22 protein-coding genes and 2 pseudogenes are annotated in these 24,739 nt (G+C 72.0%); 10 read left to right on the forward strand and 14 right to left on the reverse strand.

Going from position 1 to position 24,739, the window contains the following annotated elements:
* Nucleotides 1-72 precede the first annotated feature (72 nt).
* Complete coding sequence (locus D6270_RS18985) at nucleotides 73-1,038, forward strand: NAD(P)-dependent alcohol dehydrogenase (RefSeq protein WP_109164358.1); 966 nt, start codon at nucleotides 73-75, stop codon at nucleotides 1,036-1,038.
* A 203-nt stretch (nucleotides 1,039-1,241) separates the two neighbouring features.
* Here D6270_RS18985 and D6270_RS18990 read toward each other — a convergent pair whose 3' ends face one another.
* The 4 genes from D6270_RS18990 to D6270_RS19005 all read right to left on the reverse strand — a co-directional run bounded on the left by D6270_RS18990 (nucleotide 1,242) and on the right by D6270_RS19005 (nucleotide 6,076).
* Entirely contained in the window at nucleotides 1,242-2,669 is a 1,428-nt protein-coding gene (locus D6270_RS18990; RefSeq protein WP_109164357.1) for a GH1 family beta-glucosidase, read from the reverse strand.
* A gap of 66 nt (nucleotides 2,670-2,735) precedes the next feature.
* Nucleotides 2,736-3,647: a carbohydrate ABC transporter permease gene (locus tag D6270_RS18995; protein ID WP_109164356.1), complete on the reverse strand. Its 912-nt coding sequence runs from the start codon at nucleotides 3,645-3,647 to the stop codon at nucleotides 2,736-2,738.
* A complete protein-coding gene (locus D6270_RS19000; protein ID WP_109164355.1) occupies nucleotides 3,644-4,624 on the reverse strand; it encodes a carbohydrate ABC transporter permease in 981 nt (326 codons plus the stop codon). The genes D6270_RS18995 and D6270_RS19000 overlap by 4 nt, the downstream gene beginning before the upstream one ends.
* A 141-nt stretch (nucleotides 4,625-4,765) precedes the next feature.
* Complete coding sequence (locus D6270_RS19005; protein ID WP_109164354.1) at nucleotides 4,766-6,076, reverse strand: ABC transporter substrate-binding protein; 1,311 nt, start codon at nucleotides 6,074-6,076, stop codon at nucleotides 4,766-4,768.
* A 237-nt stretch (nucleotides 6,077-6,313) separates the two neighbouring features.
* Here D6270_RS19005 and D6270_RS19010 point away from each other — a divergent pair, with 237 nt between their 5' ends.
* A complete protein-coding gene (locus D6270_RS19010) occupies nucleotides 6,314-9,142 on the forward strand; it encodes a glycosyl hydrolase (protein ID WP_109164353.1) in 2,829 nt (942 codons plus the stop codon).
* Nucleotides 9,143-9,312: 170 nt separating this feature from the next.
* Here D6270_RS19010 and D6270_RS19015 read toward each other — a convergent pair whose 3' ends face one another.
* Nucleotides 9,313-10,356 (reverse strand): LacI family DNA-binding transcriptional regulator, encoded by a 1,044-nt coding sequence (locus D6270_RS19015; RefSeq protein WP_109164352.1) that lies wholly within the window; start codon nucleotides 10,354-10,356, stop codon nucleotides 9,313-9,315.
* 223 nt (nucleotides 10,357-10,579) lie between these two features.
* Between D6270_RS19015 and D6270_RS19020 the strand changes: the two genes are divergently transcribed.
* Together D6270_RS19020 and D6270_RS19025 are read left to right on the forward strand one after the other, a co-directional pair.
* Nucleotides 10,580-10,831: a hypothetical protein gene (locus D6270_RS19020; RefSeq protein WP_109164351.1), complete on the forward strand. Its 252-nt coding sequence runs from the start codon at nucleotides 10,580-10,582 to the stop codon at nucleotides 10,829-10,831.
* Nucleotides 10,821-11,060 (forward strand): hypothetical protein, encoded by a 240-nt coding sequence (locus tag D6270_RS19025; RefSeq protein WP_109164350.1) that lies wholly within the window; start codon nucleotides 10,821-10,823, stop codon nucleotides 11,058-11,060. Before D6270_RS19020 ends, D6270_RS19025 begins: the two co-directional genes overlap by 11 nt.
* Nucleotides 11,061-11,173: 113 nt before the next feature.
* Here D6270_RS19025 and D6270_RS19030 read toward each other — a convergent pair whose 3' ends face one another.
* Entirely contained in the window at nucleotides 11,174-11,527 is a 354-nt protein-coding gene (locus D6270_RS19030; RefSeq protein ID WP_109164349.1) for a PRC-barrel domain-containing protein, read from the reverse strand.
* A gap of 117 nt (nucleotides 11,528-11,644) precedes the next feature.
* Nucleotides 11,645-11,815: a DUF5670 family protein gene (locus D6270_RS19035; protein WP_109164348.1), complete on the reverse strand. Its 171-nt coding sequence runs from the start codon at nucleotides 11,813-11,815 to the stop codon at nucleotides 11,645-11,647.
* 214 nt (nucleotides 11,816-12,029) lie between these two features.
* Between D6270_RS19035 and D6270_RS19040 the strand changes: the two genes are divergently transcribed.
* Together D6270_RS19040 and D6270_RS19045 are read left to right on the forward strand one after the other, a co-directional pair.
* Complete coding sequence (locus D6270_RS19040; RefSeq protein WP_109164347.1) at nucleotides 12,030-12,482, forward strand: SRPBCC family protein; 453 nt, start codon at nucleotides 12,030-12,032, stop codon at nucleotides 12,480-12,482.
* 59 nt (nucleotides 12,483-12,541) lie between these two features.
* Nucleotides 12,542-14,950 (forward strand): ATP-binding protein, encoded by a 2,409-nt coding sequence (locus D6270_RS19045; protein ID WP_109164346.1) that lies wholly within the window; start codon nucleotides 12,542-12,544, stop codon nucleotides 14,948-14,950.
* Between the two features lie 28 nt (nucleotides 14,951-14,978).
* Here the strand turns inward: D6270_RS19045 and D6270_RS19050 are convergent, their stop codons facing one another.
* Nucleotides 14,979-15,386, reverse strand: a complete 408-nt coding sequence (locus D6270_RS19050; protein ID WP_109164345.1) for a response regulator — start codon at nucleotides 15,384-15,386, stop codon at nucleotides 14,979-14,981.
* Nucleotides 15,387-15,483: 97 nt separating this feature from the next.
* Nucleotides 15,484-17,385 (reverse strand): PP2C family protein-serine/threonine phosphatase, encoded by a 1,902-nt coding sequence (locus tag D6270_RS19055; protein WP_109164344.1) that lies wholly within the window; start codon nucleotides 17,383-17,385, stop codon nucleotides 15,484-15,486.
* 177 nt (nucleotides 17,386-17,562) lie between these two features.
* On the opposite strand from D6270_RS19055, the pseudogene D6270_RS19060 reads away from it, so the two are divergent.
* Nucleotides 17,563-17,763, forward strand: a pseudogene (locus tag D6270_RS19060) (Uma2 family endonuclease); the annotation flags it as partial.
* A gap of 28 nt (nucleotides 17,764-17,791) precedes the next feature.
* Here the strand turns inward: D6270_RS19060 and D6270_RS19065 are convergent.
* Nucleotides 17,792-18,328, reverse strand: a complete 537-nt coding sequence (locus D6270_RS19065; protein ID WP_225977068.1) for a MarR family winged helix-turn-helix transcriptional regulator — start codon at nucleotides 18,326-18,328, stop codon at nucleotides 17,792-17,794.
* A gap of 111 nt (nucleotides 18,329-18,439) precedes the next feature.
* On the opposite strand from D6270_RS19065, the gene D6270_RS19070 reads away from it, so the two are divergent.
* Entirely contained in the window at nucleotides 18,440-20,080 is a 1,641-nt protein-coding gene (locus D6270_RS19070) for a DHA2 family efflux MFS transporter permease subunit (RefSeq protein ID WP_109167369.1), read from the forward strand.
* Between the two features lie 8 nt (nucleotides 20,081-20,088).
* Here D6270_RS19070 and D6270_RS19075 read toward each other — a convergent pair.
* The 4 genes and pseudogenes from D6270_RS19075 to D6270_RS19090 form a co-directional block, all read right to left on the reverse strand.
* Nucleotides 20,089-20,250: pseudogene (locus D6270_RS19075) on the reverse strand (oxidoreductase); the annotation flags it as partial.
* 196 nt (nucleotides 20,251-20,446) lie between these two features.
* The gene (locus D6270_RS19080; RefSeq protein WP_109164343.1) at nucleotides 20,447-22,009 is read right to left on the reverse strand and encodes a PTS transporter subunit EIIC; all 1,563 of its coding nucleotides are present in this window, start codon (nucleotides 22,007-22,009) and stop codon (nucleotides 20,447-20,449) included.
* A gap of 47 nt (nucleotides 22,010-22,056) precedes the next feature.
* On the reverse strand, nucleotides 22,057-23,016 hold the full coding sequence (gene murQ, locus D6270_RS19085; protein WP_109164342.1) for an N-acetylmuramic acid 6-phosphate etherase: 960 nt from the start codon (nucleotides 23,014-23,016) through the stop codon (nucleotides 22,057-22,059).
* A gap of 58 nt (nucleotides 23,017-23,074) precedes the next feature.
* Complete coding sequence (locus D6270_RS19090; RefSeq protein ID WP_109164341.1) at nucleotides 23,075-23,992, reverse strand: MurR/RpiR family transcriptional regulator; 918 nt, start codon at nucleotides 23,990-23,992, stop codon at nucleotides 23,075-23,077.
* 104 nt (nucleotides 23,993-24,096) lie between these two features.
* On the opposite strand from D6270_RS19090, the gene D6270_RS19095 reads away from it, so the two are divergent.
* Both D6270_RS19095 and D6270_RS19100 read left to right on the forward strand, forming a co-directional pair.
* Nucleotides 24,097-24,465, forward strand: a complete 369-nt coding sequence (locus D6270_RS19095) for a DUF8819 family protein (protein WP_109164340.1) — start codon at nucleotides 24,097-24,099, stop codon at nucleotides 24,463-24,465.
* Nucleotides 24,462-24,731, forward strand: a complete 270-nt coding sequence (locus D6270_RS19100) for a DUF4031 domain-containing protein (protein WP_093694058.1) — start codon at nucleotides 24,462-24,464, stop codon at nucleotides 24,729-24,731. The genes D6270_RS19095 and D6270_RS19100 overlap by 4 nt, the downstream gene beginning before the upstream one ends.
* Nucleotides 24,732-24,739 lie beyond the last annotated feature (8 nt).

A 24,739-nucleotide genomic window follows, 5' to 3' on the forward strand; every position in this document is an offset into this window, starting at 1 on the left:
TTTCTCCGGTTAGCTGTCTAGCCTGGGCCGGGAGCGGGAGTACCCGAGGGAACAGGCACAGGACGGCCCACGATGAACGACATGCGCGCGGCGCTCTACGACAGCTACGGACCGCCCGAGGTCCTCTACGAGGGCCGGGTCCCGGTGCCCGTGCGGAAACCCGGCGAGGTGCTGGTCCGGGTTCACGCGACGAGTGTCAACGGCGGCGAGCTGCACGGCCGCGCCGGCAAGGTCCGGCTCGTCACCGGGCGGCGCTTCCCCCAGCGGACCGGGATCGACTTCGCGGGCGAGGTCGCCGAGGTGGACGCCTCCGTCACCGGCCTGCGCGAGGGCGACCGTGTGTGGGGCATCCTGCCGCGCGGGCGGAACGGCTTCGGCAGCGCGGCCGAGTACGTGTCCGTCCGCCCGCGCCGGATCGCGTACGCCCCCGAGAACGTCACCCTGACCGAGGCCGTCTCGCTCTCCGCCGGGGGCACCACGTCCCTCACCGCCCTGCGCGACAAGGCCCGGCTCCGGGCGGGCGAACGCCTCCTCGTCCGCGGGGCGTCCGGCGGTGTCGGCAGCGTCGCCGTTCAGCTCGGCAAGGCGCTGGGCGCCCACGTCACCGGCCTCGCGGGGGCGGGAAACCTCGACTTCGTCAGGGAGTTGGGTGCGGACGAGGCGATCGACCGCCGCGCGACGGCGCTGTCGGAGCTGGGCCCGTACGACGTCATCATGGACACGGTCGGCACCGAACACCGCAGCCTGCAAGGCCTGTTGGCACCACGCGGCCGCCTGGTCTCCATCGCGTTCGACATCGACCACCCGGCCAAGGGCATCGGCTACATCCTGGCGTCGGCCGTCCACGGCGGTCGACGGGTCCGCTTCTTCAGTGGCAACCCCAAGCACGACCTGTTCGCCGAGCTGGCCGCGTACGTCGAACGCGGCGACCTGCGCCCCGTCGTCGACACGGTCCACCCGCTGTCGGGCATCGCCGCCGCCCACCGCGCCCTGGAGGCGGGCGGGGTGCGGGGGAAGCATGTGATCCGGGTGGTGTGAGGCGCCGTGCTCTCCGGGGCATGGCCCCTCGGGTTGTTCCCGGTCCTGCCTTCCTGGTGGGTTCCGACCGGTCGTCCGGAGGGGCGGCGGAGCCCAGGGGCCTTGACCGCGACGCCCCGACACGGGCCGGGGTGACCGGGGACGACGGTGGCCCCGGGGATTCCCCCCCCGGGGCCACCATCACGGACAAGGGACCGCCCCCCTCACCCCCGCTCCAGCCCGCCCCGCGCCACAACCCCCGCGTACCACCGCGCGCTGTCCTTCACCGTCCGCCGCTGCGAGGCGAAGTCCACGTGGACGATGCCGAAGCGCTTGCTGTAGCCGTACGCCCACTCGAAGTTGTCCAGCAGCGACCACAGGAAGTAGCCGCGTACGTCCACCCCGTCCTCGATCGCCCGGTGTACGGCACTCAGGTGCGCGTCCAGGTACGCCACCCTCTCCGGGTCGTGCACCTGGCCCTCCGGGTCCGCGTAGTCGTCGTACGCCGCTCCGTTCTCGGTCACCAGCAGCGGGAGGTCCGGGAGTTCGTCGCGGAGGCGGGTCAGGAGTTCGTAGAGGCCGTCGGCGTCCACCGGCCAGTCCATCGCCGTGCGCGGGCCCTCCGCGGGGGTGAACGCCACATGCTGCTCGGCGCCCGCCCAAGGGGAGGGGGAGTCGGAGCTGCCCGCCGAAACCACGCTGGGGGAGTAGTAGTTGATCCCCAGGGAGTCGATGGGGGTCGACGTCACCTCCAGGTCGCCGTCCTTCACGAACGACCAGTCCGTCACCGCCGCCGTGTCCGCCACCAGGTCCTGCGGCAGCCGCCCGTGGAAGACCGGGTCCAGGAAGATCCGGTTCGCCACCGCGTCGATCCTGCGCACCGCGTCCCGGTCCGCGTCGGTGTCGCTCAGGGGGCGCAGGGCGTGCAGGTTGAGAGTGAGGGAGACCTCGGCCGTGGACGGGAGGCGGTCGCGCAGGACCCGGGTCGCGCCGCCGTGGGCCAGGTTGAAGTGGTGCGCGGCGCGCAGCGCGGCGAGGTCGCTGGTGCGGCCGGGGGCGTGGACCCCGTTCCCGTACCCGAGGAACGCCCCGCACCAGGGCTCGTTGAGCGTCGTCCATGTGGACACCCGGTCACCCAGCGCCCCGGCCACCAGGCCCGCGTACTCCGCGAACCGGTGTGCCGTGTCCCGCTCCGGCCAGCCGCCCGCGTCCTCCAACTCCTGCGGAAGGTCCCAGTGGTAGAGCGTGGCGACCGGTCTGATCCCGGCCCCCAGCAGCTCGTCCACCAGGCGGCGGTAGAAGTCCAGGCCGCGCTCCACCGCCGGGCCCCGGCCCGTCGGCTGGACCCTGGGCCAGGAGACGGAGAACCGGTAGTCCGTGACGCCGAGCTCCCGCATCAGCTTCACGTCCTCCGGCATCCGGTGCAGATGGTCGGCGGCGATGTCACCGGTGTCGCCGTTGCGCACCTTGCCGGGGGTACGGCTGAACGTGTCCCAGATGGAGGGCGTACGGCCGTCCTCCGTGGCCCCACCCTCGATCTGGTACGCGGCGGTGGCCGTCCCCCACCGGAATCCGGCCGGGAAGCGGAGCACCTTTCCGGTCTCGGGGCGGGCGCCCGTGGAGGTCGCCGGGCGGGCATCGACAGCGGTCATGAGACGGACACTCCAGAGGTGAGGGGAGGGTGAGGAGGGGATGGGCGAGGAGGCGGAGGCGCGGGGTCAGCCCTTCACCGCGCCCTGCATGATGCCGCCCACGATCTGCCGGCCCAGCAGGCCGAAGACCAGCAGCACCGGCAGCGTGCCCAGCAGCGTGCCGGCCATGATCACCGACTGGTCGTTGACATAGCCGCCGCCCAGCTGCCGCAGCGCGACCTGCACGGTCGGCTCCTGCGAGGACAGCGCGATGATCGGCCAGAAGAAGTCGTTCCACGCCGTCATGAACGTCAGCATCCCGAGCACCGCCATCCCCGGCCGTGCGATCGGGATCACGATCGACCAGAAGATCCGGGCCGTGGAGGCGCCGTCCACCCGGGCCGCCTCGATCAGTTCGTCCGGCAGCGACTGCACCAGGTACTGGCGCATGAAGAAGACGCCGAAGGCCGACACCAGGCCGGGCAGGATCACCGCCTGGAGCTGGTTCACCCACTGGAGTTCGGCGATCAGCATGAAGAGCGGGATCACGCCCAGCTGCGGCGGGATCATCATCGTCCCGATCGTCAGCGTCAGCAGCGCGCCCCGGCCCCTGAACTTCAGCTTGGCGAAGGCGAATCCGGCGAGTGTGCAGCACAGGACCGTGCCGAGCGTGATCGAGGACGACACGATCAGCGAGTTCAGCAGCGCCTTGCCGATGTCCGCCTCTTCGAGCACCGCGTCGAAGTTCTTGATCAGGTTCGAGCCCGGCAGCAGACTCGGCGGCACCTGCGCCATGTCCGCGTTGGACCGGCTGGCCGCGACGATCGTCCAATAGAAGGGGAACGCCGAGATGAGGAGGGCGAAGCCGAGGATGAGGTACGAGAGCCAGCCGCCCTTCATCGTCCGGCCCGCGCCTCCCTTGCGTACCCGCTTTCCCGGCGGGTCCTGCGGCGGGCGGCCCGTCTCCGGGGCCGTCGGCGGTGCGACGAGCGCGGTCATCGGCCGGCCTCCTTGCGTGCACGGCGGCGCGCGATCAGGGCGTTGACCCCGACGAGCACCACGATCAGGACGAACATCACCCAGGCGATGGCCGCGGCCCGGCCCAGGTGGAAGAAGCCCCAGCCCTGCTCGTACATGTACAGGCCGAGGGTCTGGTACTGGTGCGAGATGCCACCCGAAATCGAACCCTCGAACAGCAGTGGCTCACCGAAGAGCTGGGTCGCCCCGATGGTCGAGATGATGACCGTGAAGATGATCGTGGGGCGCAGCCCGGGCAGCGTGACGTGGATGAACTGCCGCCAGCGGGAGGCCCCGTCCATCTCCGCCGCCTCGTACAGCTCGTGCGGGATCGACTGCATGCCCGCCAGGTAGATCAGCGCGTTGTACCCCGTCCACCGCCAGATCACGATCGTCGACACCGCGATCTGCGAGGCGACCGTGCCCGTCTGCCAGTCCACCGGGTCGAAACCGACCAGCCCGATCGCGTAGTTGATCAGGCCGAAGTCCCGGCCGAAGAGCTGCGCGAAGACCAGCGTGGCGGCGGCGACCGATGTCGCGTACGGCAGCAGGATCGCCGTCCGGATGAAAGTCCGGCCGCGCAGCTTGTAGTTGAGCAGGTGCGCCAGGCCCAGCGCCATCGCCAGCTGCGGAACCGTCGACAGCACGCCGATCGTGAACGTGTTGCGCAGCGAGATCCAGAAGTACTCGTCGGTGAAGAGCGCCGTGTAGTTGGCGATGCCCCGCCACTCCATCTCGCCGCTCGTCTGGAGTTCGACCCGGTAGAGCGAGACGAACGCCGTGTAGAGGAGCGGGAAGAGACCGAAGGCGAGGAAGAGGGTGAAGAAGGGGGCTATGTAGGCGTACGGGGACGCCTTGCGCCAGGTACGCCGGAGAGCGGCTGCCCGACCGTCGTCGGGCCCGGGTCCGGTTCCGGCCGGGCGGCTCGGCCCGGCCTTCGCGGTGGCGGTGAGGGACACGGTGCGGCCCTTCGGGATCGGGAGCGGAGATACGCGTCACGTGGAGGGGGACGGGGGTGGGGCCGGGCCACCGTGGTGCACACCGGTGGGCCGGCCCCGGGCGAGCAGGGGAGGAGGAGAGGGAGGCGCAGCGCGTCGGTCTCAGCCGATCACGTTCGCCACGCCCTTCTTCGCCGTCTCCCACGCCTTCTCCGAGGAGACGCCCTTGCGCTCCACCTCGCTCAGCGCGTTCGTCAGCTGCTGCATCACGTTCTGGTCGTGGACACCCAGCACCTGCACCGGCGACTCCTTGGCCGCGTCACCGAAGATCTGGCCGATCGGGGCGCCCGAGAAGTAGTCGTCCTTGGCGTCGGCGATCTTCTCGATCGCGCCGGTCGAGGAGGGGAAGTTGCCCTGCTTCTGGAAGACCTTCGCCTGCTGCTCGGGGGCGGTCAGCCACTCGATCAGCTCGTACGCCTCCTTCTTGTGCTTGGCCGCACGCGGGATGGAGAGGTAGGAACCGCCCCAGTTGCCGGCCCCGCCGGGCAGCTTGGCGATGTCCCACTTGCCCTGGCCGCCGTCACCGGCCTGGCCCTTGATGTAGCCGAGCATCCAGGCCGGGCAGGGGATCGTGGCGAAGGAGCCGGCGGCGAACGCCTGGTTCCACTGCGGGGACCACTGGTCGAGCTTGGCGCTCAGGTCCGCCTCGGCCGCCTTCACGGAGGTGTCCCAGGCCGTCTTCACCGCCGGGTTCTTCTCGTAGATCAGCTCACCGGAGGCGTCGTAGTACCGCTCCTCCTCCTGGCCGATCATGATCCCGTAGAGCGAGCCGACGCTGTCCAGCCAGGCGCTCTTGGCGGGGGCCTTCTTCTTGTACTCCTTGCCGAGCTCCAGGTAGCCGTCCCACGTGGACCACTTCTTCGCGAGCTCCTCGCGGTCGGTGGGGAGGCCGGCCTGCTTGAAGAGGTCGGTGCGGTAGCACATCGCCTCGGGGCCCACGTCGGTGCCGAGGCCGAGGACCTTGCCGTCCTTCGTGGTCGCCGCCGACCACTTGGCCTCGGCGAACTCGCCCTTGAGCTTGTCGGCCCCGAACTCCTTCAGGTCCTGGAACTTGTCGGACTGCTGCTGGGTGACCGACGCGATGCGGCCCACCTCCACGCCCTGCACGTCCGCGAGGCCGCCGCCGCCCGCCAGGCGGGTCTGGAGTGACTTCCAGTAGTCCGCCTCGTCCTGGGTGTCGCTCTGCTTGATCTTCACGTTCGGGTGGAGCTTCTGGTACTCGTCGTAGAGCCCGGCCTCCTTGAAGCCGAACGAGCCGAACAGGTCGACGTTGAGCGTGACCTTCCCGCCCGCGCTGTCGGAGGTGTCCGACGAGTCGCCGGATCCGGATCCACAGGCGGCGAGGAGCGCCCCGGCGAGGACGACCGCGCCGAGGCGGACGGTGGCTCTCTTGGCGGCTCGGGCGATGGGCATGGGAAGCCTCCCTTGGCTTCGGGATGAACCGAGCGCTTTGAGAGCGCTCTCAAACCTGCGTCTGGAGCGTCCCCCACCGCCCCCGCCCCGTCAAGACTCGAACGCATAACAGGTTGGTGTTACAGCAGGGCGCCGCTCAACTGCCGTGCACGTGCGATCTCTTGACACTGACGTTTCAGGAGTTTTACGTTCCTTGGCACTTGAGAGCGCTCTCGAAGGCGCTCTTCGCCCCCCCCCATGATCGAGGTGCTGCTCGTGCAAGCCTCCCTCTCCAGACTCGCCTCCCGCACCGGGGTCAGACCCGCTGCGGCCACGCTCCTCGCCGTGGCCCTGGCCGCCGTCACCCTGGGCCCGGCCGCTTCCCCGGCGGCCGCCGCCACCATCCCCGCCGGGGCCGGCAGCTACACCGACTCCCGCCCCGCCGGCACCCAGGGTCCGACCACCAACACCGGCGCGCCCGTCACCCCCAAGGTCACCGCCGCCGCCCGGAACAACCCGGTCCCGACCAACGACTGGTGGTCCTCGCTCGCCTTCCAGCGCTACGGCGACAACCCGTACTCCACCCCCATGTACGGGCACCCGCTGACGTACCAGGCCAAGGCCTCCGGCCTGGAGGTCGGCTACCCGACCACGCCCGCGATCGTCGGCGACGGACGGCAGTACGAGTACGCCCACAAGGCCGACCTCACCGTCGGCCTGACCGGCCTGAACTCGCCCGACACCAAGGCCGACGCCTGGTCCGACTGGACGGTCACCCCGTACTGGGCGGACGGCTCCCGCACCTTCCGGGCCACCATCGGCCACGGCATGCCGTTCGTGTACGCCAAGGGGTCCGGCGGCGACGCCCGGATCACGACCGCCTCCACGCCCACGGTCTTCGCCAACCAGGGCAACGTCGTCGGCATCACGGTCGCCGGGCACCACTACGCCCTCTTCGCCCCGACCGGCTCCAACTGGAACATCTCCGGCACCACGATCACCGCCGGGCTCGGCTCCAAGGACTACTTCTCGCTCGCCGTGCTGCCGTCCACGGACGCGCTCGCGACCTACCGCAAGTACGCCTACAGCTTCGTCACCGGCTCCAAGGTCGCCTGGCAGACCACCGGCGGCAACGTGCGGGCGACCTACACGCTGACCACCGAGGCGCGCGAGGGCACCGAGCGCGGCACGCTCCAGGCGCTCTACCGCCACCAGTGGCTGCACACGAGCGACGCGCTGACCCCGTACACGTACGTCTCACCGCGCGGCACGATGAAGGTGCGCGAGTCCGCCTCCTTCACCACCAGCCAGAAGAGCCAGGGCGTGGTGCCCGCGCTGCCCGTCTCCAGCGGTGTCGACAAGACCCGGCTGACCGGCTACCTCAACGAGGTCGCCAACGCCTCCGACCCGTTCTCCGGGGCCCGGGACACCTACTGGACCGGCAAGGCGCTCGGCAAGCTCGCCCAGCTGGTGCCCATCGCCGACCAGATCGGCCAGACCGCCGTCCGTGACAAGCTCCTCGGCCTGATGAAGGGCCGGATGCAGGAGTGGTTCACGGCGGGCGGGGCCAGTGAGTTCAGCTACGACAAGGACTGGAAGACCCTCACCGGGTACCCGGCCTCGTACGGCAGCGACACCGAGCTCAACGACCACCACTTCCACTACAGCTACTACGTGTACGCGGCGGCGATCGTCGCCCAGTACGACCAGGCCTGGGCGGCCGACTCGGCCTGGGGCACGATGGTCAAGCACCTGATCCGCGACACCGCCAACCCGAGCCGCACCGACTCGGCGTACCCCTTCCTGCGCGGCTTCGACATCTACGCGGGCCACAGCTGGGCCTCCGGCCACCAGGGCTTCGCGGCGGGCAACAACCAGGAGTCCTCGTCGGAGTCCATCAACCTCAGCGCCGGGCTGGTGCTCTGGGGCTCGGCCATGGGCGACAACTCCCTGCGTGACCTCGGCAGTTACCTGCTGACGACCGAGTCCGAGGCGATCACCCAGTACTGGTTCGACGCCAACGAGCAGGTCTTCCCCTCCTCCTTCCGGCACGACACCGTCGGCATGGTCTGGGGCAGCGGCGGCGCCTACGCCACCTGGTGGACCGCCAACCCGGAGGAGATCCACGGCATCAACGTCCTCCCGGTGACCGGTGGTTCGCTCCACCTGGCCCGTGAGAAGGCGGCCATCAAGCGCAACCTCGCCGAGATGGTCCGCGAGAACGGCGGCCCGGCCCAGGAGTGGCGCGACCTCCTCTGGGAGTTCGAGGCGCTCGCCGACCCGGCCGCGGCGAAGTCCAAGTGGGACGGGGCGAACGGGAACTACACCCCGGAGGAGGGCGAGTCCAAGGCGCACACCTACCACTGGGTCAACACCCTGAACGCGGTGGGCGCACCGGACATGACGATCACCGGTGACATCCCGACCTCCGCCGTCTTCTCCAAGAACGGCACCCGCACCTACACCGCTCACAACCACGGCTCGACCGCCCGTACGGTGACCTTCTCCGACGGCAAGACCCTCTCCGTACCGGCCCGTTCGCAGGCCGTCAGCACGGGCCCCGGCGGCAGCACCCCCGACCCCGACCCGGACCCGGGCACCCCGTCCACCGGCAACACCTTCCGCCTGAAGACCGGCGGCGTCCTCACCACCGCCACCACCGACCCGGCGGGCGCGGACACCATCGCCTCGGCCGACGGCGTGAACCGGGACGGCACCCCGTACCGCCCGACCGTCTACGAGATCAAGAAGGTGAACGGCAAGGTCTCCTCCGGTGCTGCCACCGCGTTCCGCCTCCGGGTCGACGCGGGTACCAAGGTCGGGCTCGCCCCGCAGGTCAGGGTCAGCTACGACCTGACCGGCGACGGCACCTTCGACCGCACCGAGACCTTCCGCTACTTCGCCACCGACCCGGTCAACGGGTGGGAGGAGTACACGCAGGCGGTCGGCGCACAGGCGACCACCGGCAGCCTGGGCGAGCTGAAGAACGGCACGGTCCGCCTGGAGATCTGGAACGCGCTCGGCAACGGCACGTCCCAGGTGCAGACGGGCACGGACGCGGCGGTGCTGCGGATTCCGTACCAGTAGCGGGACAGCAGGACGCATGACCCGGCACGCGCGGACGTGCTGGTGAACATCCCGTACGTGTAAGCGGCCGTTGTACGGGCACGATCGGTGCGGCGGGTCTCCGGCTCCTCAGGGCGGAGGCCCGCCGTACTCATGCGTCCGGCAGCCCGCCGTACTCGCGCGCCGGGGGGTCACGCGGAGGCGCGGCGTACCAGCGTCGTCGGGGTGATCACCGAGTCGGGCGCCGGGCCGTTCCCCGTACGGTCGCGGTCCAGGCCGCGCAGCAGCAGCCGGGTCATCAGCCGGCCCTGGCCCTCGATGTCCTGGTTCACGGTGGTCAGCGGCGGGTCGGTCTCCTCGGCCACGCCGGCCATGTCGTCGAACCCGACGATCGCCACCTGCTCCGGCACCGCGATCCCGCGCTCCCGCAGCACCCGCAACGCGCCCGAGGCCATCAGGTCGTTGGCGACGAAGACCGCGTCCAGGTCGGGCCGCCGCTCCAGCAGCTCGGCCATCGCCCGCGCCCCGCTCTCCACGGTGAACCCGGCCTCGGCGACGAGCGTCGGCTCCACGTCGATGAGGACGTCCCGGTAGCCGTCGAGGCGGTCCATCGCGGAGGTCTGGTCGGGCGGTCCGCCGATGTGCGCGATCCGCTGCCGCCCCAGGTCCCGCAGATACTGCACGGCGACCCGTGCCCCGCCCCGGTTGTCGGCGTCCACATACGGAGCGGCCTGGTCACCCGGGTCGGCGGTCCAGTTGGGGCGGCCCCCGTACACCGTCGGGATCCCCGCCCGCCGGGTGATCGCGGGCAGCGGGTCGTCGGTGTGGAGGGAGAAGGCGAGCGCGCCGTCCACATGTCCGCCGGAGAGGTAGCGCGCGATCCGGTCGAAGTCGCCGGGCCCCTCCACCAGCAGCAGGACGAGCTGGGTGTCGTGGGCGGTCAGCTCCTTGCTGATGCCCCGGATCTGCTGGGAGAAGAAGGGGTCCGAGAAGATCCGTATCTCCGGCTCGGCGATGACGACGGCCACCGCGCCGGTCCGCCGGGTGACCAGCGTCCGGGCCGCGTGGTTGGGGATGTAGCCGAGCTCGTCGACCGCCTTGAGCACCTTGTCGACCAGCGGTTTGCGGACTCCGTCGCCCCCGTTGACGACCCGCGAGGCGGTGGCCCGGGAGACCCCCGCACGCGCCGCGACGGCTTCCAGGGTGGGCCGGGACCCGGGGGACTGCTCGGGCAAGGCGGTCGCTCCTCGTCGACGGGGGCGGCGGCACGCGGGGGTGGTGCTGGCCTGTGCCGTCGCCGGTTCGGCTACAGCCTAGCGCCGGTGCGGACGGAGGGATGAGAGCGCTTCCAAGCGGTGGGACGGACTCCGGTTCGCCGTTGGGCGCCTCCTCCGGGCTCCCCGCGCGTTGGACACGCTGGGCAGGCATTGCGCCTGCTGGGAGCGGAAGGTGTGCAGCATGGAAGCGACGGAGCGGCGCAGGGCGGCGGCGGACCGGGTGCGGGCGGCGGAGGACACGGTGGCACAGCTGAAGAAAGGGCTCGCCGGGCTGGGTGTGACGCTGCCTTCGCTGCGGGTCGACCCCGTCTCGTGCGCGGGCAACGAGCCGACGCCCCTGGTCGACCTGGGCCGCTGCAACATCGAGACCGCGCTGCGGCTGTGCGAGGTGCTGGCGGAGAGCGCGGAGAAGAGGAGCGGTCATGGCGGGTGAGGGGCTGGACGAGCGTTGTACGCCCGGGCCGGGGTCGTTCGCGGTGGACGGCCGGGACGGGCGCGTCGGCCGGGTGGTGGGCCGGGCCGGGGAGGACGTGCGGTTGCGGCCGCCGGGTGGCGGGCCGGAGTGGTCCTGCCCGGCCGATGCCCTGCGGCCGGCCCCGCCGGGCGTGGTGCTGCGGGCCCGGGTGACGGAGATCAACCGGGAGGGCCAGCTGCCGCGTTGACGTGCGGTGGGCGCACACGTGAGGCGGCGGGGCCGGCCCCTCCTCGGGGTCGGGCCCGCCGCCGTTCAGGGGCGTACGCGCGCCGACAGGGTCTGCGCGTACGCGAATCCGGATCACATGATGCGGAACGTCATGTAATAGGCGGAGACTTGGGCGTGGTAGCCCGGATCCTCCGTCTGCTGGTGACGGTCGAACTCGGGCGAGTCCTTCACCTGTTCCTTGGTGAGGTCGACGTGGACCTTGCGGCCCTCCGTGTCGATGTGCCGGACCGTGCCCGCCGGGAGCAGGACGTCCTTGCCGAAGATCCAGCTCCCGGTGTCGACGAGCAGATAGGCGGATCCGGCCTCGTCGGAGTGCTTGTCGACCTTTCCGATGCCTCCGTCGGTCGCCTCCACCGAATACCCGGAGAGATCGGCGCCGGCGGTGTGACCGCTGGATGGCTGATAGCCCCACAGGGAGTCGCTCATTGTGGCCCCTTTCGCGAAGGTCGATTCAGCTCGTCGTCGATGAATTGACGGATGGCTTCGCCGGTTATTCGTGTGTCCCGTTGCCGCTGGTGACACAGGTGCCACTGGCCGGTACCGCTACCAGCGGTACCAGCGGCCTCGCCGGCCACCGCCTGCGGCGGGCCGGGCGAAGAAGCCCACGACCCAGATGACCAGGACGATCACGGCGATCCACCAGAGGGCTTTGAGTATGAATCCGGCGCCGAAGAGGAGCAGGATGAGCAGAAGAACGAGTAGCAGGGGAACCATGTTTATCAACCTCCGGAAATTCGGGTTCCCGGCAATGCTTTCCTTACACGCCACCGGCGCCCACCGGTCTTATTTTTTCTTCACACGCGGATCGTGCGCTGGAAATGCCTGGTGGGAGGGTGTGGAAGAGGAGGGGAGCGGGCAGGCGAGGTTCGTCATGTTTTGGCCCCTTGGAGCCCTTGGGGTCATGTTTCCGGCCGTTTGAGGAGTCATCGTGGTCGACGTCAGGCGTTCGTTCACCGTCGCGTGTCCGCTGGACCGGGTCGTGGAGTACCTCGCCGATTTCTCCCGGGCGAAGGAGTGGGACCCGGGGACGCGCGAGTGCGACCGGACGGACGGTCCGGCCGGTGCCCCGGTCGTCCAGGGGGCCAGGTGGCACAACGTCTCCGAGTTCCGGGGGCGGCGCACGGAGCTCACGTACCGGCTGGATGTGAAGGAGCCGGACCGGCTGGTCTTCGTCGGCACCAACAAGACGGCCGCCTCCACCGACGACCTCACGTTCCGGGCCGAGGGCGAGGGCGCGACCAGGATCACCTACCACGCGCACATCCGCTTCAAGGGCATCGCCCGGCTCGCCGACCCCTTCCTGCGCCGGGAGTTCGAGCGGCTCGGCGACGAGATCACCCGGACCATGCCGCGCGCGGTGCTCGCCCACTGCGGGAGCTGAGGCGCTGAGTGGTAGGAAGGCGCGAGCAGGGCGACGAGCGGCGGGACGGAGACAGGGCAGTGTCCGACGAGGTACGGGGGTGGCTCTCCCCGAAAGCGGTGGCTGCCGAGGCCGGGGTGAGCCAGGAGTTCGACCTCTCCCAGTGCGTGAGGGAGCCGATCCACCTGCTCGGCGGCGTCCAGTCGTACGGGGCCCTGGTCGCCGTCCGGCGGCACGACGCCGTGGTGGACACGGTGAGCCGGAACACGGGCGAGGTCCTGGGCCGGGCGGCCGGGGAGCTGGTGGGGCGGCCGGTCACGGAGCTCATCGGGGACGAGCAGTGGGCGCTGGCCCGGGAGAGCACGGAGGCCGTGGAGCCCGGGGAGGGGGCGCCGGACGGGCCCGCCGCCTCCGGGGTGCTGTCCCTCTCGCTGGAGCCGGGCGACGGGCGGGTGCGGCCCTTCGACGTTACGGTCCACCGGGTCGCCGAGCTGCTGGTGCTGGAGTTCGAACCGCGCGGCGCGGACGGGCCGTTCGTCTTCCAGAACTTCTACCCCCGGGTGCGCCGCGCCCTGCACCGGCTCCAGGGCGCCACCGGCGTCACCGAGTGCTGTGCGGCCGCCGTACGGGAGGTCCAGGCGCTCACCGGGTACGACCGGGTGGTGGCGTACCGGTTCGACGGCCCCGACGGCCCCGGCCAGGTCATCGCGGAGGTGCGTGACGAGGGGCGGGAGCCGTGGCTGGGGCTGTGGTTCCCGGCCAGCGACATCCCGCCGCAGGCCCGCCGCCTCTACGCCCGCACCTGGATCCGGGTCATCGGGGACGTGGACGACGCGACGGTGGGGCTGCTGCCGGAGCGGCGGGAGGGGACCGGCGAACCGCTGGACCTGTCGGGGTCGATACTCCGTACGGTCTCCGGCTACCACCTGGAGTACCTGCGCAACATCGGCGTGGCCTCGTCCATGTCCGTCTCGCTGCTGCACGACGGTGAGCTGTGGGGGCTGATCGCCTGCCACGGTGACGAGCCGCGGCGGCTGACGCCCGAAGTTCGGGCGGCCTGCGAGTTCTTCGGGATCGCGCTGTCCCTGCAACTGGCGGCGGTCGCCGAGCGCGAGCAGGCCGACGAACTCTCCGGGTACCGGCGGGCGCTCGCCACGTTGCTGGCCCGGCTCAGCTCCCAGGCACCGGACGCGTTGATGCGCCCCGGCTCGGGGGTGGCCGAGCTCCTCGACGCGGACGGGGCGGTGCTGGTCCGGGGTGCGGAGGTGGTGGCGACGGGGGGTCCGCTCCCCGCCGGGCTGCCCGGGCTGCTGGAGCGGCTGGCGGGCACCGGGCCGACGGGTGAGGTCCCCGTGGGCCAGGTGTGGAGCAGCGACCGGGTGCCGGAGGTGCTGGGCCTCGAACCGGCCGACGCGGAGGCGCAGGGGGTGCCCGCGGGCCTGCTCTTCCTCCCCTTCAACCGGGACGGCGACCTGCTGGCGTGGTGGCGCCGTGAGCTGCCCGCGCCCCGGGAGTGGGCGGCCGACCCGGCGCGGCCGGTGCGGACGGGGCCGGGGGGTGAGCGGCTGACCCCGCGCGGTTCCGCAGCCGTCTACCGGGCGATCGTACGCGGGCGGAGCGCGCCGTGGAGTCCGGCGCAGCGGGTCGTGGCCGGGGAGCTGTGGCGGGAGATGTCGGGCCTGCTGAACCGGCGGATGGCGGAGCTGGCGGCGCAGAACACCGAACTCGCCCGGACCAACGAGGACTTGGACTCCTTCGCGCACGCGGCGGCCCACGACCTGAAGGAGCCGTTGCGGGGTATCTCGAACGCGGCGGCCTTCATCGTCGAGGACGCCGGTGCCGCACTGGACGCCACCTCGCTGCGCCGCCTGACCACGGTGCGCCGCCTCGCGGAGCGCATGGACGGGCTGCTGGACTCCCTGCTGCACTTCTCACGTCTGGGCCAAGTGGGCCTGGAGCGTGCGGAGTTGTCGCTGGACGAGGTGGTGGACGACGCGCTGCTCGTCGCCGGGGGCCGGCTGGCGGAGCAGGGCGTCACGGTGGTCCGGCCGGCCCCTCTGCCCCGGGTGCGCGCGGACCGGGAGCGGTTGCGCGAGGTGCTGGAGAACCTGTTCGTCAACGCGGCCAAGTACGCGGCGGACGAGGGGAGCGGCGAGCGGCGGGTCTGGGTGGAGGCGGTTCTGGTGGCGGAGCCGGGCGGGGAGGACGGGCGGGAGGTGACGGCCGTCGTCGTACGGGACAACGGCATCGGCATCCCGCCGGACCGGCACGAGGACGTCCTCCAGCTCTTCCGCCGCCTGCACCGCCGCGACGAGCGGGGCGGCGGCTCGGGCGTCGGCCTCGCCGTGGTCAAGCGGATCGTGGAGCGCCACGGGGGCCGGCTCTGGCTGGAGAGCCCCGTCGCCGCGCCGGACGGCGACCGGGGGCCGGGCGGTGGCGGGCCGGGGACGGCGGTGTGGTTCACGCTGGGCGCCTCGGACATCCCGTAGGCCCGGACCGGGCCTTCCGCTGTGCCGCCTACGCCTTCTGCGCCATCCAGAAGTCGACGGCGCCCCGCAGGACCGTCTGGAACAGCTCGAAGTTGACGGGCTTGTAGATGTAGCTGTCCGCGCCCGCCGCGTAGCACGCGTCCTCCTCCGCCGAGGAGGTCGACGAGGTGAAGACCACCACGGTCAGGGACGCGCACTCCGGGCGCGCGCGCAGGTCGGACAGGAGCGTCAGCCCGTTCGTGCCCGGCATGTTGAGGTCCAGCAGCACCAGGTCGGGCGTGGCGGCGGCGGGGTCCAGGAGGCGCGGCACGACGGCGTCGCTGCGCGGGGCGAACTCCACCTGGAGAGAGGGGTGGGAGCGGGACAGGGCGCGCTGGATGGCCTCGGTGTCCTCCTCCGAGTCCTCCACGACCAGGATCAGGCCGTCGTTCTTCATCGGGGCCTCGTCTCTTCGCAGGTCGGGGTGGCGGTCGTGAACCGGACGGTTCGGGTGGCGGCCGGGGTGGCGGCCGTGAACCTGATGGTTCGGATGGTCATCGCAGGGCCGCCCGTTCGAGCTGGAGGTGGTGGGGGAGCCGGCCGGAGTCCGGCGTGATGCCGGTCCAGCGGGCCACGAGCAGGGCGATGTCGTCCTGCCCGGAGTCGCGGAACAGCTCGGCCTGCCGGGCCAGGCTCTCCGCGATGTGCGCGGCGTCGCAGCCACGCAGGGCGGCGAGCCGCGCGGGCAGGACGCTCTCGAAGAACGTGCCGCCGGCCTCCCGCGACTCGGTGAGTCCGTCGGTGAACAGCACCAGGGTGTCGTCGGGGCCGAGCCGCTCCTCGTGACTGTCGTACGAGACGTGGTCCAGGACGCCGAGGAGGAGCCCGCCGGAGAGCACTTCGGAGACCGTGCCGTCGCTGCGGAGCACCAGGGGCGGGGGGTGCCCCGCGCTGCACGTGCTGAGCAGGGCCGTGCCGTCGGCCTGGGGCGTCAGCGTGGCGACGACCGCGGTGAGGAAGCGGCTCGCCCGCTCCTGGCGCAGGGCCCGGTTGAGCCGGCTGAGGGCGGTGCCCGGGTCGGTGCCCTCCTCCAGCAGGGTGCGCAGGGTGTGGCGGGCCAGCCCGGTGAGGGCCGCCGCCTCCGCGCCGCGTCCGCAGACGTCGCCGATGAGCAGGGCGATGGACCCGTCGGGCCGGGGTACGGCGTCGTAGAAGTCGCCGCCCACGTCCAGCATCGGGTCGCCCACCGCGTAGCTCGCCGACAGGTCCCACTGCTCGGTGACCGGGAGCTGCGAGGGGAGCAGGTGCTCCTGGAGCGAGAGGACGGCGTGCCGGCGGAGCTCGTAGAGGAGGGCGTTGTCGATGGCGAGCGCGGCCCGGGTGGCGAGGCTGCTGAGGAAGGCGCTGTCCGGCAGCCGGGCCTCGGGCCGCTGGTAGACGAAGGTGATACTGCCGACGACGCGGCCCCGGGCACGGAGGGTGCTGATGGTGACGACGGTGGGGTGGCGGCTGCCCCCGGCCGCGGACCCGGAGCCGGGGGGTGGCGCTCCGGCGGGTCTCGCGTCGGAGGCGGCTGGACCGGCCGCAACCCTGCCGCCGGCCGGACTCGCGTCGGTACCCGCCCCGCCCGCGTCCGCGAAGGGCGAGCCGTCGAGGGCGGCCCCGCTCAGGAACAGCGTGTCCTCGTCCTCGCTCCGGCGCGCGAGCAGCGCCGCCAGCCACGGGTCGTGGCGGCCGGCCTCCTCCAGCGCGCGCTGCTGCTGGACGGCGACATGCGTGGCGGCGACGAACTCCGGCCCCTCGCTGCGCAGCAGGTGGACGAGAGCCCCGTCGGCGACGGCCGGAACGGCGATCCGGGCCACCCGCCGCAGGGTGTCCTCCACGTCCAGGGACGAGTCCATCTGGAGCGAGGCCTCGGCGAGCAACGCGTCGTCCGAGGCCCGACGGGCTTCACGGCCGCGCTGGAGGATGCCCGTGTGGCAGGCGACGATGACGTCCACGGCCTGCGTCAGACGGCTCTCGACGACCGCCGGGTCCGCCGAGTCGTCCACGGCGAGGGCGAGCGCCGCCCAGCCTCGCTGGTCCAGCCGGAACGTGCGGGCCACGACGGACGCCCCCGGCACCTGCCGCAGGAACTCCGCCTCCGGCCACACCGAGTCGTCGAGCCCGTCCACGGCGAACCGGGTCACCACGGGTTCGCCGCCCGGCTCCCGTACGGCCGCCCCCGGCATCGACCGCGTGGTCGCGACGATCACCGGGGCGTCGCTCCCGGCGCTCAGGGCGCGCATGTACCGCAGGACCTGCTTCTCGTCCCACCGCGTGCCCGCCACGAGGTGGACGCCCGGGGTGGCGAGGAGGGGCGCGTAGACGTCGTCCGCGAGCGCCGCGACATCCTCGGCCCGTGAGGCGGCCTGCCAGAGCCGGTGCAGGGCACTGGACCAGGTGTCGTCGACCATGTCCCCGCCCTCCGGTTCCGGCCGAGGTCTCGTCCTCGGTCCTCGGCCAGTATGACCGGCGGGCCGGACTTCATGCCGTGGGAGAAGTCACGGGCGGGCGAGCTGTCCTGCGCACGGCCACTCGTCCGTAGGACGCTGGAGAAGCGGCGTACGGCCGCCCAGCCTCCGATCCAGCTCTCCCGCGCGGGCGTTCCGATGTACCTGCTGATCGACCGCCTCGACACCCGCGGCCCGATGTCCACGCTGTTCACGGAGCCGAACGACGACGGCACGTTCAAGCACACGGACGCGGCGCCGTCCGGCAAGCCGCTGGTCCTCCCGGCACCCTTCGACGTGTCGCTCCCGACGGGGGAGTTCCCGGGAGCCGTCGCCCCGTAGGCGTACGGGGCCCGCCCCCTTCCGCAGGTCAACCCGTCGACGGGCCCCCGTGGAGGTCGCCCTCCCGGCCCCCCTCGCTCCGCTCGGCGATGTAGGCGTCCATGCTCGTGCTCAGCTCGGCGAGCAGTGTCTCGAAGCCGGTCAGCAGCTCGGGCGGATGGCCCGCCATGACGGCGTCCAGGCGGACGCCCAGGGGGCGGAAGAACTCGTCGGCGCGCTCCTGGACGTATGCGCTCGTGCGCAGGGTGATGACCCGGCGGTCGGTGTGCTCGCGGCTGCGGATGATGTGTCCCGCCTGTTCGAGGCGGTTGAGCAGGGCCGTCGTCGCGCTCGGGGAGAGCAGGATGCGTTCGCTGAGGCGGGCCGGGGAGAGCGGAGTGCCCCGCTCCTCCGCCGCGGCGACCTCCAGCAGGGCGGCCGCGTCCGTGGAGTGCAGGCCCAGCCAGTCGGCGAAGAGGCGGCTCAGCTCGGTGAACTGGCCGCCGTAGGCCCGGAGCCCTTCGATCAGCCGCTCCCGCTGCGCCGCCACACCACGGTGTGCCGATTCCTCCACGGCCAACGCCAACGCCACCCTTCCTCCGGGATCCGCCCCCGTGACTGCCACGGTCCGCACCACACCCGCGGCCTTTGACAACCTATCGCTCCCGGCTTACTTTCCTCATGGAACTATTCCATGATGGAAGGACTTGCGGTGCGTGAACCATCCGCCACCCGCCGGTGGCTCGGCCTGATCGCGATCGCGTTGGGGGTGGCACTGATCGTGGTGGACACCACGATCGTGAACGTGATCGTTCCCTCGGTCATCGAGGACCTGGACGCCACCTCCGCCCAGGCGCAGTGGATCCAGGAGTCGTACGCCATCGTCTTCGCGGCGCTGCTCCTGCTCACCGGCCGGCTGGCCGACATCTTCGGCGCCCGCCGGATCTTCCTCGCCGGTACCGTCGTCTTCGGGGCGACCAGCGTGCTGGCCGGTCTCGCGCCCGACAGCGGGCTGCTGATCCTGGCCCGGTTCCTCCAGGGCGCCGGAGCGGCGATGCTGCTGCCGACCTCGCTCTCCCTGCTGAAGGCGACGTTCACCGGCAAGGCGCGCGGCCAGGCGTTCGCCGTGTGGGGCTCCACCATCGGTGCCGCCGCCGCGCTCGGCCCGCTGCTGGGCGGCTGGCTCGCCGAGCACGTCTCCTGGCGCTGGGCCTTCGGCATCAACGTGCCGCTCTCCGTGCTGGTCGGGGCCGGGGTGCTGCTGTACCTGGCGCCCTCGCCGCGGACCCGGGGCCGTATCGACATCCCTGGAGCGCTGCTGTCCGTCGCCGGTCTCGGGCTGCTGGCCTTCGGGCTGGTCGAGGGGCGAACGTACGGCTGGATCACCACCGTGCACCCGCTGGAGGTCCTCGGCCTCAGCTGGTCCGGCGGCCCCTCGCCCGTACTGGTGGCCCTCGTCCTCTCGGCCGTCACCCTCTCCGCGTTCGTTCGGCGGCAGATCGTCCTCGGCCGTGCCGGTGACCCCGACCGGGTGCTGATGGACGTGAGCCTCTTCTCCATCGCCTCGTTCCGGAGCGGCAACATCGCCACGCTGATCATCGGCATCGGCGAGTTCGGCGTCGTCGCGATCCTGCCGCTCTGGCTCCAGTTCACCCTCGGCTACAGCGCCCTCCAGGCCGGTCTGGCCCTGGTCCCCGTGGCCGTCGGGTCCTTCGTCGCCAGCGGTGCCAGTTTCGGGATGGCGGCCAAGGTCGCCCCGCTCGGGCAGCTCCGCGTCGGGCTCGCACTGGAGGTCGTCGGGCTCGCCGGGATCGGGCTGGTCGCCACCCCGGACAGCTCCTGGTGGTCCGTCTCCCTGGTGCTCTTCCTGTACGGGATCGGCGTCGGCTTCGCGACCGCGCAGGTGACCAACGTCGTCCTCAACGACGTCCCCGAAGCCAGCTCCGGGCAGGCGTCCGGGGTCCAGAGCGCCTTCCGCCAACTCGGCTCCGCCCTCGGCATCGCCGCCCTGACCACGGTGTTCTTCACGACGCTCAGCACCCGGCTGAACGACCGCCTCACCGGCGGCGGCCTGCCCGCGGGCGAGGCGGACCGGCTCACCGCGGCGGTCACCGACAGCGCGGGCGCCGCGATCGGCCCGCTGGCGGCGAACCCGCAGACGGCTTCGGTCGCCGACGCGGCCCGGGCGGCGATGACGGACGGGGTCGTCCTCGGCGGTTACCTCGCAGCCGGGTTCGTCCTGCTGGGGCTGATCGCGTCACTCCTCATCCCGTCCGCTCCGGTGGCGGACGGGGATGCCTCGGGCCCCGCGCGGGAAGCGGAACCGGCGTCGCACTGACGCAGGACCTAGGGGACGTCCGGCCGCGTCACCACCTTGATGTTGAAGGTGTGCGACCCCACCCCACCCGCGATCCCCATGAACAGGAACGCGAAGTGCTCCTGGCCGCGTGCGGTGCTGATGCCCCCGGTGTCCAGCTGGGAGGAGGGCGGCCAGCCGAGGTCCGTGAGCCCCGACGGAGTGCAGCAACTCCACGGAGACGCCCCCCGGCGTGGCACTGACGAGCACCTCCGCGGGTGCGGGGCGGCGGATCGGGCGGGAGACGGGGGCGGGACCTGAGGCTTGGTTCCCGGGGCGCCGCGACCGGAAGTTCCCCGGGTACCGCGCCCGGGGCCGCGCCTTGCGCCCGCCCCCGCCCGCCGTACGTCACACCCCCGCCGGTGCCCTCTCCGGAGAACCGGGGTCCGGGGAACCGGGGTCCGTGGCGCCGGGCGCACCCGGGGCCGGGTGCGGGCCGCCCGTTGCCGCGACCGTGGACGGGGCCGGGTCCTGGGAGACGTTGAACTCCGTCAGCAGGTCCTTGCTGAAGCCGAAGAAGTACGTGGCCAGGAAGCCCGCGACGTAGCCGGCCAGCAGGCCTGCCCCGTAGATCGCGATCGTCGTGCCCAGGCCGTGGTTGCCGTCCAGGAGTGGGAACAGGGCCCACCCGGACGGGCCGATGGCGGTGGAGCCGACCGTGTCGCCGAGCTGGTTGAACAGGCCCACGACGCCGCCGCCGAACGCGCCGCCCACGCACGCCGTGATGAACGGGCGGCCCAGCGGCAGCGAGACGCCGTAGATCAGAGGTTCGCCGACGCCCAGCAGGCCCGCCGGGAGCGCGGACTTGATGGTGCGGCGGATCGACTCGTTGCGGGGGAGGCGGAAGTAGACGGCCATCGCCGCGCCCACCTGGCCCGCGCCCGCCATCGCGAGGATCGGGAGCAGGACCGTGTAGCCCTGCTGTTCGATGAGGGTGGTGTGGATCGGGATCAGCGCCTGGTGCAGGCCCAGCATCACCAGGGGCAGGAACAGGCCGCCGAGGACGAAGCCCGCGCCCGCGCCGCCGTTGGAGAGCAGCCAGTCCGCGAACGTGCCGATCGCCGAGGACACCTCGCCCGCCACGAACATCAGGCCGAAGATCGTCACCAGGCCGGAGATCAGCACCGTCAGCGTCGGGGTGACCAGGACGTCCAGCGCCTCCGGCACCCAGCGGCGGCACCACTTCTCCACGTACACCGCGAGCACCGCCGCGCCCAGCGCCCCGAGCACACCGCCCTGGCCCGGTGCGAGCGTCTGGCCGAACGCGTCGATGTTCGCGACGCCCGGGAAGACGATGATCGCCGCGACCGCGCCGCCCAGGATCGGCGTACCGCCGAACTCCTTCGCCGTGTTGTAGCCCACGAACACCGCGATCAGCGCCATGAAACCGGACGCCATCGCCGCCAGCGCGGGCGTCACGGCCGGCAGCCACCCCAGGTTGACCAGCAGGCCGTTGAGGCCCGCGATGATGCCGCAGCCGATGAGAGCCGGGATCAGCGGCACGAAGATGTTGGCGATGCGGCGCAGGAACAGCTTGAAGGGCGTGGCGTTCTTCGCCTTCTGCTCTGCCTTGATCGCCGCGCCCTGCGCCGCCAGTTCATCGGCGGAGACGGCCGGGGCGGGCTCACCCGGTGCCGGCGCGGCCTCGCGGCCCTCCGCCACCAGCTGCTCGAACTCCGGCGTGACCCGGGCGACCGTGCCCGGGCCCAGCACGATCTGGTACGTCTCGTCCTCGACCACGCCCATCACGGCGGGCAGGGCCTTCAGCGCCTCGTCGTCGACGAGGGAGCGGTCGTGCAGACCGAGGCGGAGCCGGGTCATGCAGTGGGCGATGGAGCTGACGTTCGCGGCCCCGCCGACGAGGGGGAGGATCGCGGCGGCGGTGGCGCGGTTCTTGTCTTCTGTGGCCATGGTGCTCGGTGCCTTGCTGTGCGGGGCGTGGGGGGCCCAGGGGTGGGTCAGGTGGTGCGTACGGCCGCGAGGGCGGCGCGCAGGTGGCCGCCCGACTCGGTCAGGAGCCGGGCGGCGGTGGGGCCGTCGACCCCGCCGAGGAGGGCGAGGATCGCGTTCTTGACCTCGCCGTCGGTGGCGGCGAGCGCGGCCTCGATCTCGGCGTCGGACGCCCCGGTGGCGAGGGAGACGATGTGCCGGGAGCGGGCCCGCAGCTTCTCGTTGGAGGCGCGGACGTCGACCATGAGGTTCCCGTACGTCTTGCCGAGCCGGATCATCGTGATCGTCGAGATCATGTTGAGGACGAGCTTCTGTGCCGTGCCCGCCTTCAGCCGGGTGGAGCCGGTGAGCAGCTCCGGTCCGGTGACGATCTCCAGGCCGTGTTCCGCCGCTGCGGCCAGCGCGGAGCCCGCGTTGCAGGAGAGGCCGATGGTCAGGGCGCCCTGCGCGCGGGCGTGCTCCACCGCGCCGATCGCGTACGGCGTACGGCCGGAGGCGGAGATCCCGACCACCGTGTCGTCCGCCGTCAGCTTCAGCGCGTCCAGGTCGGCGGCGGCCAGCTCCCTGCTGTCCTCGGCCCCCTCGACGGCCTTCACCATCGCGGACGGGCCGCCCGCGATCAGGCCGACGACCTCGGCCGGGTCGGTGTTGAAGGTGGGCGGGCACTCGCTGGCGTCCAGCACCCCGAGGCGGCCCGCGGTGCCCGCGCCCGCGTAGATCAGCCGGCCGCCCCGGGCCATGCGCTCGGCGGCGGCGTCGATCGCGGCGGCGATCTGCGGCAGCCGCTCGGCGACGGCGGTGGGGACGGTGGCGTCCTCGCCGTTCATGATCCGCGCGATCTCCGCCGTGGGCATCCGGTCGATCTCGGCGAGCTCGGGACGGAACGCCTCGGTGGTGAGCGTGGCCAGCTGGGCACGGAGCTCGCCATAGCTGTCGGTGGTGCCGGTGGTGTCGGCGGTGGAGGTCATGGAGGGCGGCTCTGCTTTCTCGTGCTTGTTGTCGTACGCGTACGGGTCGTGCGCGGTGTCAGCGGGTGCGCGGGGTGTGGCGGTGGGCCAACGCCTCGTAGGAGGCGGCGAGGGCGGGCGCGGCGGTCTCGTACGTCCGCTGGGCCACGCCTATGAACAGGCAGTCCACGACCAGGAGCTGGCTCGTCCGGCTGGACATGGCGGCGGGCCGCAGCTCGCTCTCGCGGGCGGTGGACGTGGTCAGCACATGGTCCGCGTACTGCGACACGGGCCCGTCGGGCCGCCCGGTGATCGCGACCGTCGTCGCCCCCCGGTCGAACGCCACCCGCAGCGGCTCGATGACGTCACCGGTCGACCCCGAGTGCGTGATCGCTATCGCCATGTCGCCGGCGCGCAACTGCACCGCGTTGGTCACCGCGAGGTGCGGGTCGGTGTGCGCGTGGGCTATCAGCCCGATCCGGAGCAGCTTCTGCGCCAGGTCCTGGCCGACCAGGGAGGAGGCGCCCACACCGTAGATGTCGATGCGGCGGGCGGTCGACGCGGCGGCCACGGCGGCACCCAGCTGTACGGTGTCCAGCCCGGCGGCGGTGTCCGCGAGGGTCTGCTGCTCGTCGAAGGCGAGTTTGGCGACCACATCGGCGATCGGGTCGTCCACCGCGATGTCCGCCGTGACGGCGGGCGAGCGCCCCGACTCCTGGTGCGCGGCGAGTCCGGCCAGCGCGAGGCGCAGGTCCCGGTAGCCGGGGTAGCCGAGGAGGCGGGCGGTGCGGACGACGGTCGCCTCACTGGTGCCGGTGAGCTCGGCGAGACCGGTGACGGTGAGGGCGGCACATCCGGCCGGGTCGCCCGCGACGGCTTCGGCGACCAGCTGCATGGAGCGGGTCATGGAGGGTGCGAGCGTCCGCACCTTCGCGGCGAGGGCCGCGGGGGCGGGCGGGGAGTCGCCGCTGAAAATTTCCTTCACGTCTCGTGTCACATCTGAAAGATATTTTCAGGCCCGGAGTCCGTCAACCCCCTGTGGTCTCCCCCTTCGTCCGTCGTGGGTCATAGCCGGTTGCGCGCCCGGCGCACAATAGGAGCATGGAGCTGAACCCCCTGGAGCAGGCACTGCACACCGCCCGCGCGCTGGTCATGGCCGATCTGGTCGCGGGTGACGTCGCCGAGGCCGATGTCGTCTCGCTCGTCGAGGACGCCGTCACGCACCGCCGGTGGTGGGTGGAGCAGTGGCCCGAGGGTGCGGAGTTCGTCGCCGGGCTGATCGCCCAGGACGTGCAGGACGCCCTGCTGGAGAAGTACGGGCGGTGGCCGCTCTGCCCCGCCTGCCCCGAGGACGAACCGCACGCGCTGGACGTGGAGCCGGAGCTGGGGCCCGACCCGCACTGGGTGTGCGTCAAGGCGGCGGTGGCCGTGGCGCCGGTGGGGGCGCTGGGCGAGGTGCTGCGGCGGTGACCCTCTATATAGACCCGCCCACCTGGCCCGGACACGGCCGCCTCTGGTCGCACCTGGTCAGCGATGTGTCGTTCGAGGAGCTGCACACCTTCGCGGCCGCGATCGGCTGCCCGCCGCGCGCCTTCGAGCGCGACCACTACGACGTACCGGAGGCGTATTACGCGGACGCCGTGCGGGCGGGGGCGCGGGAGATCGGCTCGAAGGAGCTGGTGCGCCGCCTCACGGCTGCCGGGCTCCGGCGGCCGAAGGGGCGGGCGTCGGCGTAGGAGGCGCC

The organism is Streptomyces griseus subsp. griseus, assembly GCF_003610995.1.
Taxonomy (GTDB): Bacteria; Actinomycetota; Actinomycetes; order Streptomycetales; family Streptomycetaceae; genus Streptomyces.